The sequence below is a fragment of the Parasynechococcus sp. genome (genome assembly GCF_042954325.1).
In the GTDB taxonomy this organism is placed as follows: Bacteria; Cyanobacteriota; Cyanobacteriia; order PCC-6307; family Cyanobiaceae; genus Parasynechococcus.
In genome coordinates, this window is the sequence record NZ_JBGKDS010000028.1 from 23548 (window position 1) to 38135 (window position 14588).

At 60.8% G+C, this 14588-nt stretch carries 16 protein-coding genes; 8 read left to right on the plus strand and 8 right to left on the minus strand.

Annotation, left to right across the window (positions count from 1 at the left end; translation table 11 throughout):
• Nucleotide 1 precedes the first annotated feature (1 nt).
• The 5 genes from guaA (at nt 2) to mrdA (ending at nt 5142) form a co-directional block, all read left to right on the plus strand.
• Nucleotides 2–1588 carry a glutamine-hydrolyzing GMP synthase gene (gene guaA, locus ACGVKB_RS04580; protein ID WP_392350098.1) on the plus strand — a complete coding sequence of 529 codons (1587 nt, stop codon included), beginning with the start codon at nt 2–4 and terminating at the stop codon, nt 1586–1588.
• Between the two features lie 83 nt (nt 1589–1671).
• Nucleotides 1672–2253 carry a sulfotransferase gene (locus ACGVKB_RS04585; protein WP_392350112.1) on the plus strand — a complete coding sequence of 194 codons (582 nt, stop codon included), beginning with the start codon at nt 1672–1674 and terminating at the stop codon, nt 2251–2253.
• Nucleotides 2254–2311: 58 nt separating this feature from the next.
• Nucleotides 2312–2923 (plus strand): hypothetical protein, encoded by a 612-nt coding sequence (locus ACGVKB_RS04590; RefSeq protein ID WP_392350099.1) that lies wholly within the window; start codon nt 2312–2314, stop codon nt 2921–2923.
• A gap of 9 nt (nt 2924–2932) precedes the next feature.
• Entirely contained in the window at nt 2933–3319 is a 387-nt protein-coding gene (locus ACGVKB_RS04595) for a hypothetical protein (protein ID WP_392350100.1), read from the plus strand.
• A 2-nt stretch (nt 3320–3321) separates the two neighbouring features.
• Nucleotides 3322–5142 carry a penicillin-binding protein 2 gene (mrdA, locus tag ACGVKB_RS04600; protein WP_392350101.1) on the plus strand — a complete coding sequence of 607 codons (1821 nt, stop codon included), beginning with the start codon at nt 3322–3324 and terminating at the stop codon, nt 5140–5142.
• Here mrdA and ACGVKB_RS04605 read toward each other — a convergent pair.
• The 4 genes from ACGVKB_RS04605 to ACGVKB_RS04620 all read right to left on the minus strand — a co-directional run bounded on the left by ACGVKB_RS04605 (nt 5097) and on the right by ACGVKB_RS04620 (nt 8596).
• Nucleotides 5097–6245, minus strand: coding sequence for a glycosyltransferase family 4 protein (locus ACGVKB_RS04605; protein WP_392350102.1), 1149 nt, complete (start codon nt 6243–6245; stop codon nt 5097–5099). The two genes, mrdA and ACGVKB_RS04605, sit on opposite strands and share 46 nt — an antisense overlap.
• Before the next feature lie 14 nt (nt 6246–6259).
• Nucleotides 6260–7456 (minus strand): NAD-dependent epimerase/dehydratase family protein, encoded by a 1197-nt coding sequence (locus tag ACGVKB_RS04610; protein WP_392350113.1) that lies wholly within the window; start codon nt 7454–7456, stop codon nt 6260–6262.
• A 73-nt stretch (nt 7457–7529) separates the two neighbouring features.
• Nucleotides 7530–7697, minus strand: coding sequence for a photosystem II assembly protein Psb34 (gene psb34, locus ACGVKB_RS04615; RefSeq protein WP_392346657.1), 168 nt, complete (start codon nt 7695–7697; stop codon nt 7530–7532).
• A gap of 77 nt (nt 7698–7774) precedes the next feature.
• Nucleotides 7775–8596, minus strand: coding sequence for a thiazole synthase (locus ACGVKB_RS04620; RefSeq protein ID WP_392350103.1), 822 nt, complete (start codon nt 8594–8596; stop codon nt 7775–7777).
• Nucleotides 8597–8647: 51 nt separating this feature from the next.
• On the opposite strand from ACGVKB_RS04620, the gene ACGVKB_RS04625 reads away from it, so the two are divergent.
• Nucleotides 8648–9190, plus strand: a complete 543-nt coding sequence (locus ACGVKB_RS04625) for a hypothetical protein (RefSeq protein ID WP_392346653.1) — start codon at nt 8648–8650, stop codon at nt 9188–9190.
• A 49-nt stretch (nt 9191–9239) separates the two neighbouring features.
• Here ACGVKB_RS04625 and ACGVKB_RS04630 read toward each other — a convergent pair whose 3' ends face one another.
• The 3 genes from ACGVKB_RS04630 to rpmI are packed head-to-tail and all read right to left on the minus strand — an operon-like array spanning nt 9240 to nt 10375.
• Entirely contained in the window at nt 9240–9767 is a 528-nt protein-coding gene (locus ACGVKB_RS04630; RefSeq protein WP_392346651.1) for a hypothetical protein, read from the minus strand.
• Between the two features lie 10 nt (nt 9768–9777).
• Nucleotides 9778–10125, minus strand: coding sequence for a 50S ribosomal protein L20 (gene rplT / locus ACGVKB_RS04635; protein ID WP_392346649.1), 348 nt, complete (start codon nt 10123–10125; stop codon nt 9778–9780).
• Between the two features lie 52 nt (nt 10126–10177).
• Complete coding sequence (gene rpmI / locus ACGVKB_RS04640) at nt 10178–10375, minus strand: 50S ribosomal protein L35 (protein ID WP_392346647.1); 198 nt, start codon at nt 10373–10375, stop codon at nt 10178–10180.
• Between the two features lie 68 nt (nt 10376–10443).
• Between rpmI and ACGVKB_RS04645 the strand changes: the two genes are divergently transcribed.
• Nucleotides 10444–12036, plus strand: coding sequence for a SpoIID/LytB domain-containing protein (locus ACGVKB_RS04645; protein ID WP_392350104.1), 1593 nt, complete (start codon nt 10444–10446; stop codon nt 12034–12036).
• Between the two features lie 24 nt (nt 12037–12060).
• Complete coding sequence (locus tag ACGVKB_RS04650; RefSeq protein WP_392350105.1) at nt 12061–13386, plus strand: glycosyltransferase; 1326 nt, start codon at nt 12061–12063, stop codon at nt 13384–13386.
• Here ACGVKB_RS04650 and ACGVKB_RS04655 read toward each other — a convergent pair.
• The coding region (locus tag ACGVKB_RS04655) for a calcium-binding protein (RefSeq protein ID WP_392350106.1) at nt 13387–14588 on the minus strand (1202 nt) is incomplete at its 5' end.

The following is a 14588-nucleotide window of genomic DNA, read 5'->3' on the forward strand; positions in this document are numbered from 1 at the left end:
GATGTCCCAGCCCACGTCCGACGGTCAGCGTCAGCCGGCCATCGTCATCCTTGATTTCGGTTCCCAGTATTCGGAGCTGATCGCCCGCCGGGTTCGTGAAACCGAGGTGTTCTCGTTGGTGCTCGGGTACAGCACCTCAGCTGAAGAGTTGCGACGTCTGGCCCCCAAGGGGATCATTCTCAGTGGCGGCCCGAGTTCGGTCTATGCCGAGCATGCTCCGCTGTGCGATCCGGGCATCTGGGATCTGGGCATTCCTGTGCTTGGTGTCTGTTACGGCATGCAGCTGATGGTTCAGCAGCTGGGCGGGGTCGTGGAGGCGGCCACAGGGAAGGCCGAGTACGGCAAGGCGCCGCTGGAGGTGGACGATCCCACCGATCTGCTGACCAACGTCGACAGCGGATCAACGATGTGGATGAGCCACGGTGATTCGGTGAAGGCTCTTCCGGATGGATTTGTCCGTCTGGCCCATACGGCGAACACGCCGGAAGCGGCGGTGGCGCACCATCAGCGCCGTCTGTATGGCGTGCAATTCCACCCCGAGGTGGTCCATTCCACCGGCGGGATGGCGATGATCCGCAATTTCGTTTATCACATCTGCGGTTGTGAGCCGGACTGGACCACATCGGCCTTCATTGAGGAAGCGGTGGCCCTGGTGCGGGAGCAGGTGGGTGAGAAGCGTGTGTTGCTCGCCCTCTCTGGCGGCGTGGATTCATCGACGCTTGCTTTTCTGTTGAAGAAAGCGATCGGTGATCAGCTCACCTGCATGTTCATCGACCAGGGCTTCATGCGGAAGGGCGAGCCTGAATTCCTCATGGACTTCTTTGATCGCAAATTCAACATCAATGTTGAGTACATCAATGCCCGTCAGCGCTTCATCAGCAAGCTGTCGGGGGTGACTGATCCAGAGGACAAACGCAAGATCATTGGCACGGAGTTCATCCGCGTGTTTGAGGAGGAGAGCCGTCGGCTTGGCCCCTTCGATTACTTGGCGCAGGGAACCCTTTATCCAGATGTCATCGAAAGTGCCGGAACCAATGTTGATCCGAAGACCGGCGAACGTGTCGCGGTGAAGATCAAAAGCCATCACAACGTGGGTGGCCTGCCCAAGGATCTTCAGTTCAAGCTGGTGGAGCCCCTCCGCAAGCTGTTTAAGGATGAGGTGCGCAAGGTGGGTCGCAGTCTTGGCTTGCCTGAAGAAATTGTTCGCCGTCACCCCTTTCCGGGTCCGGGCCTCGCGATTCGCATCCTTGGTGAGGTCACCGATGAGAAGCTCAATTGCTTGCGGGATGCTGATCTCATCGTTCGTGAGGAGATCCGTGAGGCCGGGCTCTATCACGACATCTGGCAGGCCTTTGCCGTTCTGCTGCCTGTGCGCTCCGTCGGTGTCATGGGCGATAAGCGCACCTATGCCTGGCCGATCGTGTTGCGCTGCGTCTCCAGTGAGGACGGCATGACAGCGGATTGGTCACGCTTGCCGTACGACCTGATGGAAACCATTTCCAATCGGATTGTGAATGAAGTGAAGGGGGTGAATCGGGTTGTGCTGGATATCACCAGCAAGCCACCCGGCACCATCGAGTGGGAGTGACCAACACACCGGCATCTCCATCACGCTTGTCGGGTTGGTGGTCAGCGCTGCGCGCCAGGCAATCACCCGGGAAGGTCTTTCTGGTGGGGCACAACAAATGTGGAACGCGGTCGTTTCACAAGTTGTTGCGCTCCAACGGTTACAGCTCGATCCACTACGACAAGGGACGACTCGCGCGCAGGATTCAGGCCAATTTCACCTTTTCCCGTCCGTTATTGGATGGCATTGATGAGTACATCGGATACACCGACATGGAACTTTGCGGCGAGTTCTATGCCTATCGCCTGTTTCCGTTGCTGGATCTTCAGTACCCAGGATCATGCTTTGTGTACAACACCCGCGATGTGAATCGCTGGGTTGAGTCACGTCTGCATCACCGCAAGGGGAAATACGCGCGCACCTATCTCGAACGGATGCAACAGGCGTTTGATGATCACTCCTTGACGCTCGATGACCTCAAGCGTCACTGGGTGGATGCCTGGATGCGCCATGACGCAGACCTGCAGCGCTACTTCTCCGGTCGAACCAATTTTTGCCGTTTCGACATCACTGTTCCAGACGACCAGGCAGCCCTCTGCCGGTTCCTGCGTCGTCATGGCTATCGCGTGAAGGGCAATGTGCTTCCCCATGCTGGGGCGAGGCGACCGGCGTTGGCGGATTCTTGAGGAACCCTCTGGCGGGCCCTGATCCCGCTCGATACTCTGGGCCACCGGCGCATGGTTTGTGACCACGACTCAACAGCAGGATCTGCAGCTGCAGCGCCGTTTGCAGCAGGACAGCATTCAGTTGGCTGGTCGCACCGTTTACCTCAATCCTTTCCTGTACTGGCGGCGTTTCGACAGCAACACCGACCGCTGGCTGCGTGAGCCCGGTCAGTTGACCGAAGATCAAATTCAGATCAATCGCAACCGCTTTTACCCCGAGCTCGACTGGCATCAGCTGGATGGTCAACAGACGGCGATCCGCGACGGTGTCGTGGAAATGTTCCTCAAGAGCCTCGAGCTGATCAGCACCTTCCATCCCGAGCTCAGTTCCGGGCAGCTGCTTGAGGTTGAGCGCAAGATGACCATCACCAAAAAGCGTGCCTTCGAGCGCTGGGTCGAGAAGGCGTTGCGACGTCGCACGCGGGAGGCGACACGGGAGCATCGTCGCTTTGAGCGCACCCGATTGCTGCGGGCCTGGTCCGAATGGGTGCGGATGGATGTCACCCAGAAGGCCCTGGTCCCACTGGTGATGTTGATCGTCCTCGCCGGCTTCGCTGGATGGTCGATGGGTGCCCGTCAGTCAGCGTGCCCGACACTGTCGCTTCCTTCAGGACAGACTGGACTCCGTTGAAGAGTGTCGATGGCGGACCAATCGGCTGAGGATCATCCGCTGGATCAGCTTCGTCTCACCCTGATGCAGGATGTCCTGCCCGTTGGGCTGGCCATGGCCGATCGGGTTCGACAGGGGGGGCCCGCCAAAGTGGTGGAGGCCTTCAACGGCAATGTGGAGGGCTCGCTCGATGCCCTGCGCCAGGAAGGTGAGCCAGCCGCCCGTTCGCTGCGGGACCAATTGGATCAGGTCAGCCCGGGGTTGGGCAATCCCGTGATGCCGGTGACGGTGTCTGTGGATGGTCCCGAGCCTGAGCCCTCTGAGGATGAGACCGTGGCGCTGCTGGAAACCTTGGAGCGGATTGAGGGCCGCTTGGATCAGCTCCGTGCTCACCTGAAGATCAATCCCTCCGGTTGACGATGAGTGTCAGCCGTCAGACCGGACTGCGGCAGCAACCGCTGCTTTTGCTCCTGCTGGTGCTGATGTTCTGCGGCGCGATGGTGGCGCGTCTGGTTTGGATGCAGTTGCTGGAGGGGCCGCGCTTCCGGGAACTGGCGGATGACAACAGAATCCGGCTGGTGCCGCGCTCGCCCATTCGTGGTCGCTTGCTGGATCGCAAGGGTCGTGTTCTCGCGTCGAGCAAGCTCACTTATTCGCTGTATCTGGAGCCCCGCTTGGTCTCGGATGCGCAGTGGCCAGCCCTGCGTGATCGGCTGACAGCTCTGCTCAATCTGGATGCGAACACGCTGGATGAGCGCCGCCTGCGCGGGGTGGATCGGGATGGCTACCGCACCACATTGGTGCTGGATCTCAAGCCCCAGCAGGTGCTGCGCTTCCGTGAGCAGGCCAGTGAACTGTTGGGTGCACAGGTGGATGTGGACATCCTCCGCTTTTATCCGAACGGAACATTGGCTGCCCATGCCTTGGGCTACACCCAGCCGATCACGGAATCCGAGTTCAAGGTTCTGTCGAAGAAGGGCTACAAAATTCGGGATCGGATCGGCAGAACTGGGGTCGAAGCGGCCTATGAGTCCCATCTCCGCGGCCAGTGGGGTGGCCAGATGTTGGAGGTCAACGCGATGGGTGAGGTCCAGCGCTACCTCGGTGATCGTCCGTCGGTGGCTGGGAAGGATCTGACACTCACCCTTGATCTGGATCTGCAACGGGTTGCTGAACAGGTGCTGGCGGACAAGCCCGGCGGGGCCGTGATCGCTTTGGATCCCAGTGACGGTGCGGTGCTGGCGATGGCGAGCAAGCCGACCTTTGACCCTAATTTCTTCTCCAAGCTGATCACCACGCAGAAGGAGTACGACGCGCTCTTTTCCAATCCAGCGAAGCCGCTGTTGAGTCGGGCGATGAATCCCTATGACCCGGGGAGCACCTGGAAGCCGGTGACGGCGATGGCTGGCATGGAGTCGGGTCAGTTTCCTGCCAAGACCAAACTGCAGACCACGGCCTGCATCACCTATGGCGGACACTGCTTCCCCGATCACAACGGTGCTGGATTTGGGCTGATTGGGTACGCCGATGCCCTGCGCTTCTCCAGCAATACTTTTTTTTATCAGGTGGGTGTTGGTGTGGGCTCTCGGGAGCTCAAGCAAGCCGCTGATCGGCTCGGCTTCCAGCAGAAGACCGGCATCGAGATCGGTTGGGAAGAAAGTGTTGGTCTTGTGGGGGATGAAGATTGGGCTGCGCAGGGTCGGGGCTGGGCGACTCCGGGCACCGTGCCCTGGATTCCAGAAGACATGGCGAGTGCGTCGATCGGTCAGTCGGTGGTTCAGATCACGCCGTTGCAGTTGGCCCGTGCTTACGCGGTGTTTGCCAATGGCGGTTGGTTGGTGACGCCGCATTTGGCCAAGGGCTCAACCGATTGGACCTCGCCCCGTTATCGCAGCAAGGTGCCGATGCAGCCCACAACGTTGGCCACGATTCGCGCGGGTCTGCGCAAGGTTGTTGAATCAGGCACCGGTGCGGGTCTCAATGGACCGGGAATTCCCCCGGCGGCGGGTAAGACCGGTACGGCGGAAGACAGCACCGGTGGTCCCGACCATGCCTGGTTCGGCTCCTATGCGCCCTATCCCAATGGAGAGATTGTGGTGGTGGCCTTCGCCCAGAACACCCCGGGGGGCGGATCAGTCCATGCCCTGCCGATGGCGAAGAAAGTGCTTGAGATGTGGTCTCAGACCCGGCGTGATCAGGCTGCCGAGAGTGCGTCGACCTTGTCGAGCACGGTGCGGTAGTACCCCCGCAACTGATCGGTCGCTCCAGCCCAGCCCCAGCGCTCTGCTTCCGTACGGGCTGCTGTCCGGAGTGCCTTGCGCTCCAGATCATTGCCGAGCAGCCGTTGGGTGGCTTCGATCAGGCTGGCCGCACCACCGTCTGAACCATCGGGTTCATAGAGGCATCCATTCACTCCGTCGGTGATGATGTCGGGGATGCCGCCGCGGTTGGCCCCGACCACAGGGCATCCGGCTGCCATGGCTTCCAGCAGCACCAGGCCGAGGGTTTCGGTGCTCGAGGGGAACAGAAAGGCATCCCCGCTGGCGTAGGCACTCGCCAGCTCCTCTCCAGCGAGATAGCCCACGAAGGTGGTGGCGGTTCCCTCAAAGAATTTCTCCAGTTGTTGGCGGTGCGGGCCATCGCCGACCAAGGCCAGGCGAGCTTCTGGGAGGGCCTCGAGCACGGGGCGAATGCGTTCAATCTGCTTCTCAGCGGAGAGCCGACCGACGTAGAGGAGCAAGGCCCCTTGGTCATCGTGTTGGCCCAGCAGTCGCTGACGCATCGCCGGACTGCGGAGCTCGGGGCGGAACAGTTCGGTGTCGACGCCCCGTTGCCACAGATCCGTGTGCTGAATGCCCTTGTCGCTGAGTTCCTGCACCATGGCGGTCGAGGTGCAGAGGTTCAGCAAGGCCTGGTTGTGGGCGGCTTTGAGCAGTTCCCACAGCAGGGGCTCCAGCATGCCCATGCCGTAGTGCTCGAGGTATTTGGGCAGATGGGTGTGGTAGCTGGCGATGAGAGGGATCGACTTGCTCTTGGCCAACCAGATCCCTCCCAGGCCGAGGACGGCGGGATTCACCACGTGGATCAGATCCGGTTGGAAGGCGTCGATGGCTTCGGAAACCGCCGGTCGCGGGAGAGCCAGCTTCAGCTCGGGATACAGGGGAAGCGGCATGGCTGGCACGCCGATCAGCCGGGCACCCATGTATTCGTCCGGACAGCCTTCCGGACAGAACACCACCACCTCATCACCGGCTTCGACCAGATGCCGCACCGTTTTGGTGAGGCGAGTGACGATGCCATCGACCTTCGGCAGGAAGGTTTCGGTGAAGAAGGCGATTTTCAAGGATGAGCCCTGCGTCAGGAGGCGGTGCCGATGGCCTCAGCTTGGGTTTTGGTCCAGGCCGAGGTGCAGAGGATGCGGTTGCGGTCACAGCGATCCGCATAGCGGGTCGCGATTTCCACCACTTCCTTCAGCAAACCATCATCGAGGGTGGTGGGGTTGAGACCAAGCTCCAGGAAGCAGCGGTTATCCACGATCAGATCGTTCTCCACCGCTTCGTTGCGGGGGTTGGGCAGGTTGTTGACTTGGGCTCCGGTGAGGGCCGCCACCTTCTTGGCCAGTTCACCCACCTGATGGCTTTCGGTCATCTGATTGAAGATCTTGACGCGCTCGCCCTTGGTGGGAGGGTTCTCGAGAGCAAGCTGCACGCACTTCACCGAGTCGCGGATGTGGATGAAGGCACGGGTTTGCCCGCCGGTGCCATGCACGGTCAGGGGGTAACCGATCGCCGCCTGCATCAGGAAGCGGTTCAGCACGGTTCCGTAATCGCCGTCGTAATCAAAGCGATTGGTCAGGCGCGGATCCCGGTCGGTGGCATCGGTGTTGGTGCCCCAGACGATGCCCTGGTGAAGGTCGGTGATCCGGACGCTGTCGTTTTTGTTGTAGTAGAGGAACAGCAGCTGATCGAGCGTCTTGGTCATGTGATAGACGCTGCCAGGGCTGGCCGGGTGCAGGATTTCCTCCTCAAAGCGGCTGCCGTCCGGCTGAGGAACCTCGACCTTGAGGTATCCCTCGGGGATGGTGGCGCCGCGGTGGGAGCCGTAGCCGTACACGCCCATGGTGCCCAGGTGCACCACATGGATATCAAGACCGCTTTCAACGATGGCGGCCAACAAGTTGTGGGTGCCGTTGACGTTGTTGTCGACGGTGTAGCGCTTGGTGGCGCTGCTCTTCATCGAGTAGGGGGCAGCCCGCTGCTCAGCGAAATGCACCACTGAGTCGGGCTTCTCCTCAAGCAGCAGATCCAGCAGGCGCTGGTACTCATGGGCAATGTCCATGTGGACAAAGCGCATGGGCTTACCGCCGATCTCTTCCCAGGCTTTCAGCCGTTCACCGATGTTGGTGATCGGGGTCAGCGACTCGACTTCAAGATCAATATCAATCTTGCGGCGACTGAGGTTGTCAACGATCAAGACGTCATGTCCCTGATCGGCCAGGTTCACCGCACAGGGCCAGCCGCAGAAGCCGTCGCCGCCGAGAACCAGAACTTTCACCCCAAACTCCTGCAGGAACGAGCGCAAGTGCTCACTGATGGCAAGTTACTACAGGGATTTTTTCCCGTCGTGGTCAGCTGATCACAACGGTCACCGCCATCAGGGCAACCACGAGCACTGCGCCGCTGATCAGCATCAGCTGGGTTCCGGGCCCACGGTTGCTTCCAGCTTCAATGACCTCCATGCGGGGCTCCTTGGCGAAAGCGTTCAAACGTCCGCCGTCCTCGGTGGTGACCTGCATGGCTTCTCCAAGACTCAACGGACCTTATGAGTCCAATTGCTCAGTGCCTTGGTTTATGAAGCCAGCTTCATTTCACTTCAAGAGTCTTTACCTGAAACCAGGCCCTGGGTCGGTGAGCTGGCGGAGGCTTGGGCCCGCTTGGGAAGGCGTCCGGAGCAATAGGCGAGTCGTCCCGCTTCGACGGCCTGCCCCATGGCCTGGGCCATGCCGCCGGGGTCGCCTGCCAGTGCAATGGCGCTGTTGACCAGAACCGCGTCCGCTCCCATTTCCAGCGCTTGAGCCGCTTCGCTCGGGACGCCGATTCCGGCATCCACGACGACAGGGACGCTGGAATTTTCAATAATCAGAGCAATGTTTGCGGCGTTGTTGAGGCCCTGTCCGGATCCGATCGGGGACCCCAACGGCATCACCGTCGCGCAGCCGGCCTCTTCCAACCGCTTGGCCAGCAAGGGGTCGGCATTGATGTAAGGCAACACCGTGAATCCCTCTTTGACGAGCTGTTCGGCGGCGTCCAGGGTGCCGATCGGGTCGGGTAAGAGATGGCGGCTATCGGGAATGACTTCCAGCTTGATGAAGGTGTTGTCTTCCTGACCCGCCAACTTGGCGAGTTCGCGGCCCAGTCGAGCCACGCGGATGGCTTCCTCCGCATCGGTGCATCCGGCGGTGTTGGGGAGCATCCAGATCTTCGACCAGTCGATCGCCTCCATCAGCCCCTCATGGCCCGCTGCCACGCTTTGGACGCGGCGGACGGCCACCGTGACCATGTCGCACCCGGAGCGTTCGATGCTCTGTTGCATCACAGCCATCGAGGGGTATTTCCCAGTTCCCGTGAACAAGCGGCTGCTGAAGTGGCGGTTGCCAATGGTGAGGAGATCGCTGGGATGGGTCGTCGACGTCATGACGTGAGTAAGCAATAGGCCCTACCGTGCTGCCATCATCCCTTGTCCCCCATGCCTTTCCTGCTTGCCATGGATCTCCCGATCGGCAGCCAGGTGCCGTTCCAGAGCAATCCTCAGCTCCCGCTCGATCCCATTGAGCTGTCGGTTCCTTTGCAGGTGGAAGGCAAAACCGTTGAAAGTTTTGATCCGGTCGCTCGCGCAGCCGATCTTGCCGTCAGCCTGCCTCGCGAATGGTGCGGAACCTTTCAACCGTTTGATGGCAATCCCACCGTGGATGTGCGCCTCAGTCTCGTTGGCCTGAAGCCGATGGGCCAGATGGTGGATCTGCGCGGAACCATGCAGATCGGTGCAGTGTCCACACCGGTTCAGGGCAATTTTCATGCCAAATCGGATCAATTGGATCTGATCCCTCTGGCGGATCCGCTGATTGCCGGCCTGGAGCCCGGTGGTGTGTTTCTCGGCTTACAGGGATTCAGCCCGACGAGTTGGCAAGCCCCCCGCTTGATCAACCGTGCCGACATTTCCACGGGCACCGGTGGTCGTTTGGCCCTGAGTTCCTGCGACCAGCAACCCCCCGTGCAGCCACTCTGGTGATAACACGGCGTTGATCGGCGAAATTGACAACCCTCCAGCCCTCCAGCGCTTAGCTGGAGGGTTTTTGGCGTTTCTGCAATTTCTTCAAGCCCTGCTTCGCCGTTTTGTTGTCCGGTTCAAGAACCAGGGTCTGCTCGTACAACTTGATGGCTTCCTCGTCAGCCAGCAGTTTCTGTTGCGCGAAGGCGAGATTGTTCAGCGCAACCGGATAATCCTTTTTGGCCCGCAAGGCCAGTTTGTAGTGGCGTACCGCACCCTCGTAATCCTTCTGGGCGGCCAAAGCAAAGCCCAGGGCGTTTTGAATCAGCGCTTTGGCTTCGTCCGGCTCCTGATTCAGCCGTTTTACGGCTTGCTTCAGTGTGGCGGTGGCCTGTGGATACAACCGTTTGCGCAGCTGTACCGAAGCGAGTTCATAGAGATCAGCTGCTTGGCTGGATTTACTCGCTCCAGCCTGTTCCAGCTCCATCAATTTGATTTCGTCGCCGCGAACCCGCAGGACTTGACGACCTGCGAGAACGGCGACGACAGCAAGTAGGCCAACCAGGCCCAGGAGATAGGTCTGGGGCAGCAGATTCACAGCCGTGCGATCAACCCTTAGCGGCGGTCACGACGTTGGTGAAGCTGGTGGGATCAGCAACAGCGAGCTGAGCCAGCATCTTGCGATTCAGACGCACGTCGGCTTTTTTCAGTCCACCGATCAGACGGCTGTAGCTCACGCCATTGATGCGAGCTGCAGCGTTGATCCGAGCGATCCAAAGGCGACGGAAATCACGCTTGCGACGGCGACGGTCGCGATAGGCGTTGCACAACGCCTTCATGACCCGCTGGTTTGCGGTGCGGAACAGGGTGCCGTTGCTGCCACGGAAGCCACGGGCCAACCGCAAAATCTTGTTGCGGCGCTTACGGGCGACGTTGCCTCTCTTAACGCGGGCCATGAAGGGGAAGAATTAGGTCAGGTCGGAACGAACGAAACAGCAGAAAACTGCTTCAGGCGTAAGGCATCATCAGGGTTACGCGCTCCTCGTCGGTGCGGTCCACCACTGCCTTGGTGCCCAGGTGACGCTTCTGCTTGGGGGACTTGTGGTCCAGCAGGTGATTACGGAAGGCGCGCCGACGCATGAACTTGCCGGTGCCGGTTGCCTTGAACCGCTTGGCGGCAGCTTTGCGGGTCTTCAGCTTGGGCATTGCTCTGCTCGTTCGGGCACAAACAACAACAATACGCCCTTGCCTGCCTCTCCTGAACCAACGCCATGATGGAACGGCTTCGTTGCTGTCTGGTGTTCCGGCTGCTCCCACTGGCTGCGCTGTTGTTTTTGACCCTGGGCTGCCGGGCCCGGGAAGTGGTTCAGCCGTCGGGTGGGCTGTCCGAGGAATCGTCCTCGCCCCTGTCCGCACCAAGGCCTGCTGTGCCACCGACCCATCGGTCCGTTGCCCTGCCTCCGCCTGCGACCAGCTCCAACGCCACGTTGTGGGTGGCGTTGGAGGATCACCTCGGCGCCAAACAGGACGCACCTGCACTGGAATTGGTCAGCGCCGGAGCTCCGCTTCAGCTGCGGGATGCCAGTGGGCGTCGTTGGAGTGCGTCCCGTGTACGGCTGCGTTGGCAGGCCATGCCCCAAGCCCCACAGCAGCTCGCACGGCGCGTGGCAGGCCCTTACGCCAGTTTTGAATCAGCGGACCGTGTTGCGCAACGCTGGCGCGCCATGGGCGTGGACGCTTTGGTTGCCCATCCGGGGGAATGGGAGGTGTGGGCGCCAGCGGATGCGACGGTCCCCGATGGCTTGACGGTGCGTTCCTGGTCGACGGCGGTGACCCAAGTGATCCGCCCGGTGCTTGAAATGCCGGAGGGTGGTCACACCCTTGACGGAGTGCTGCAGATCGAGGCCCCCGATGGCCTGCGTTGGGGCCGTGGTGTCTATCGCGGACCGTTTCGCCTGCAACCCGACGCCTACGGGAGCTGGACTCTGGTGGAGCAGGTTCCCCTAGAGCGCTATCTCGAGGGCGTTGTCCCCCATGAGATCGGCGCGTCATCGCCTGAGTCGGCCCTTCAGGCTCAAACGGTGTTGGCACGAACCTGGGCATTGGCGAATAGCCATCGGTTTGCTGTCGACGGCTATCACCTGTGCAGCGACACCCAATGCCAGGTGTACAGCGATCCGCGCATCGCCGGGACCAGCGTGCGCCAGGCGATCTCCGCGACGGCTGGCCGGGTGCTCAGTTGGCAGGGGGCGCCCATCAGCGCGGTGTATCACGCCAGCAACGGTGGGGTGATGGCCAGTGGTCCGGAAGCTTGGTCGATGGCCGCGGTTCCCTATCTGGCGGCCCGTCCGGATGGCGACGCGACTTGGATGCAGCGGCATCCCTTGCCGTTGAACGATCCGAGGGCGGTGCAGCGTTTGCTTCAGGACCGGCAGGGTGCCTATGGCGCCAATCATCCGCGTTTCCGCTGGAGTCGGTCCTATGGATCGGCTGAGATTCTTCAGGCCTTGGGTGATGAGGGTCGGCAGTTACAAGCCCCCGTGCAGCTGCGGGTGGCGGAGCGCGGTGTGAGCGGGCGCGTGCTGGCTTTAGAGATCACCGGTGCTGGTGAGGCGGCTCCTGTGGTGTTGCGGCTGGATCGGATTCGGCGAACCTTGCGCCGTTTACCCAGCACCTTGTTTGTGCTGCAGCCTGCGGCGGCTGGAGGTTGGAGCTTTCAGGGCGGTGGTTTTGGCCATGGGGCGGGTCTTTCCCAGGCGGGAGCGATCCAGCTGGCCTATCGGGGCTGGAGCACCGAACGGATCCTGTCGCACTACTACCCAGGCACGATTTATGGCCCGTTGAAGGCTCCGGTGCAGGCCCCTTAGAGTCCTGTCCACCTGAGTTGGTGCATGACCACGACCGTCGTCAAGGGTGACCACCGTCGTGCGAAGTCCGCGGCCTTCCTGGTTGTTTGCGGTTGTGCAGGGGCTGCTCCCCACTGGTTAGACAACATTCGGGCGCTCTGGCCCGCGTTCACCTTGGCGTTGTTGCTGGGTGGATATGGCCTGCGCACCGTGATGCGTGCCGCACTCGGTCAGACAGTTGTCACCGATGGCTCAGCCCAGCCCTGGACTGAAGAGCGCTATCCCAGTCTCGATGTGGTGGTGGCTGCCCGTGATGAAGAGGCGGTGGTCAGCCGCGTCGTGGAGAGGTTGGTCAACCTGCGCTATCCGGCTGGGCGATTGTCGATCTGGGTGATCGACGACGGCAGCGAAGATCAAACCCCTGAGCTGCTCGACGGGTTGGCGGAGCGCTACCCGCAGTTGCGGGTGATTCATCGGCTGCGCAATGCCGGTGGAGGCAAGTCCGGTGCGTTGAACACCGCTCTTCAGCAGATGAGTGGTGAGTGGTTATTGGTTCTCGATGCTGACGCGCAACTTCAGGACGACCTGCTCGAGACCTTGGTCCCTTTTGCCATTGAGGGGGGCTGGAGTGCCGTTCAGCTGCGGAAGGCCGTGATCGAGTCGGACTGCAATTGGCTGACCCGATCCCAAGCGATGGAGATGGCCCTGGATGCTGTGATTCAGCAGGGTCGCCTCGCCGGGGGAGGTGTGGCAGAACTTCGCGGCAATGGTCAGTTGATCCACCGCCAGACCCTTGAGGGTTGTGGTGGGTTCAACGAGGACACGGTCACCGATGACCTCGACCTCAGTTTCCGGCTGCTGACCCACGGCGCGATGGTCGGCATTCTCTGGAATCCGCCGGTCCAGGAAGAAGCTGTTCCTGGCCTGACTGCGCTGTGGAAGCAACGGCAGCGATGGGCAGAGGGGGGTCTGCAGCGATTCTTGGACTACTGGCCGACCTTGACCTCGTCGCAGCTGACTGGCCGTCAACGTTGGGATTTGGCTTGCTTCTTCCTGCTCCAGTACTGCTTGCCGGTGGTGTCCTTGATGGACCTGGTCACCAGCCTGATCACCCGTTCCTCGCCGACCTACTGGCCGCTGTCGTTCGTGGCCTTCAGCATTTCGGGTCTGGCCTACTGGCGCGGATGCCGTGGGGACCATGCCGGCCCGGTGATCCCCCGGCCGGGGTTATGGAATCTGCTGGTGGCGATTGCTTATCTCGGCCATTGGTTTGTGGTGATTCCCTGGGTCACCTTGAAGATGGCTGTCTTGCCCAAACGTCTGGTCTGGGCCAAGACCTCCCACGGTGACCTGAGCCAGCAGTTGGGTTGATCAGGCCAACAGTTCGGGCTGATGAGCCAGAAGGTCATCGAGAGCAACGCCTTTGAGGGTGGTGCTGATGTCCTTGTCGGTGTCACTGAGCAGGAGGTTGTTGCCGACCTGTTCGATCGTGAGCTCGATGGCGTTGCTGATCAGGAGTTGATCGCCATCGGCGATGGAGAAATCGCGGATGGTGTCCTTGCCCTCTGAGAGGCGGAAGCTGTCGGCCCCCTTCCCACCGATGAGCACATCCCGGCCTTTGCCGCCAAAGAGGGTGTCGTCGCCCTTGCCCCCTTTGAGTCGATCGTGGAAATCTTGCCCTTTGAGGATGTCATCACCCGAGGAGCCCCGAAGGGTGTCTCGCCCTCTTCCTCCGGAGAGGACGTCATTGCCGGATCCACCAACAAGGGTGTCGGCTTGGGTTCCGCCATCGAGGGTGTCGTTGTCGGCCCCACCGGTGATGAGATCACGACCGTTGCCACCGATCAGGAGATCATCGCCAGCGGCCGAACCGATGGTGTCGTTGCCACCACCACCATCGAGGGTGTCGTTGTCTTCTCCGAGAACAATGCGTTGGGGAGCGTTATCGGCGATCAAGACGTTGCTGCCGGTGCCACCGGTGATCACAGCTGGTCCGAAGATGACGGCGAAATGGATGCTGTGAAGCTGCAGCTGCGTGGGTGCAGCTGAGGGCATCTCGGTGAGATCAATAACGAACGCTTCTGTCTGGGTGTTGCTTTCAGAATCGCCTTGTGCCGCTGTGCTGCTGCCGGTGATCACGATGGGTTGCCCCGGTGCTGTCGATACAGAGGTGGGGGTGATGGTCCTTACATCGAGATTGGTGGTGTTGGGCAGGCTGTTGATGAAGCTTTCAACCTGTTGGATCAGGCCTTCTTCTCCAGCTGCTGATGTTTCTCGCTCGCTGATGGCTTGACCAAGGGACTCCTGCGCCTGATTTGTGGATTGAGCAACGGCAGATCCTTCTGAGGTGATGGTGACACCTGGCGGAAGTGTTGCTGTGACGAGGTTGTCGTTATTGCCGGAGTTTTCGACGAGTGCAGCTGACCCCGTTTCAGTGGAGGAGGTGTTGGTGATGGTTTGTGATTCCACCGCTTCTTGAGAATTTGTCTCTGAGGTTTCGTTGTCGTCTGAGGCTGAAGGAGTGGGGGTGACGATGATGAAACCGGTGTCAGTGTCGGGTTCAGGAGTTGGCG

Coding starts and splice junctions, on each gene's coding strand:
- ACGVKB_RS04650 (WP_392350105.1), top strand. CDS start 12,061: ATGACCACGACCGTCGTCAAGGGTGACCACCGTCGTGCGAAGTCCGCG.
- ACGVKB_RS04595 (WP_392350100.1), top strand. CDS start 2,933: ATGGCGGACCAATCGGCTGAGGATCATCCGCTGGATCAGCTTCGTCTC.
- guaA (WP_392350098.1), top strand. CDS start 2: ATGTCCCAGCCCACGTCCGACGGTCAGCGTCAGCCGGCCATCGTCATC.
- psb34 (WP_392346657.1), bottom strand. CDS start 7,697: ATGCAGGTCACCACCGAGGACGGCGGACGTTTGAACGCTTTCGCCAAG.
- rpmI (WP_392346647.1), bottom strand. CDS start 10,375: ATGCCCAAGCTGAAGACCCGCAAAGCTGCCGCCAAGCGGTTCAAGGCA.
- mrdA (WP_392350101.1), top strand. CDS start 3,322: ATGAGTGTCAGCCGTCAGACCGGACTGCGGCAGCAACCGCTGCTTTTG.
- ACGVKB_RS04625 (WP_392346653.1), top strand. CDS start 8,648: ATGCCTTTCCTGCTTGCCATGGATCTCCCGATCGGCAGCCAGGTGCCG.
- rplT (WP_392346649.1), bottom strand. CDS start 10,125: ATGGCCCGCGTTAAGAGAGGCAACGTCGCCCGTAAGCGCCGCAACAAG.
- ACGVKB_RS04620 (WP_392350103.1), bottom strand. CDS start 8,596: ATGACGTCGACGACCCATCCCAGCGATCTCCTCACCATTGGCAACCGC.
- ACGVKB_RS04645 (WP_392350104.1), top strand. CDS start 10,444: ATGGAACGGCTTCGTTGCTGTCTGGTGTTCCGGCTGCTCCCACTGGCT.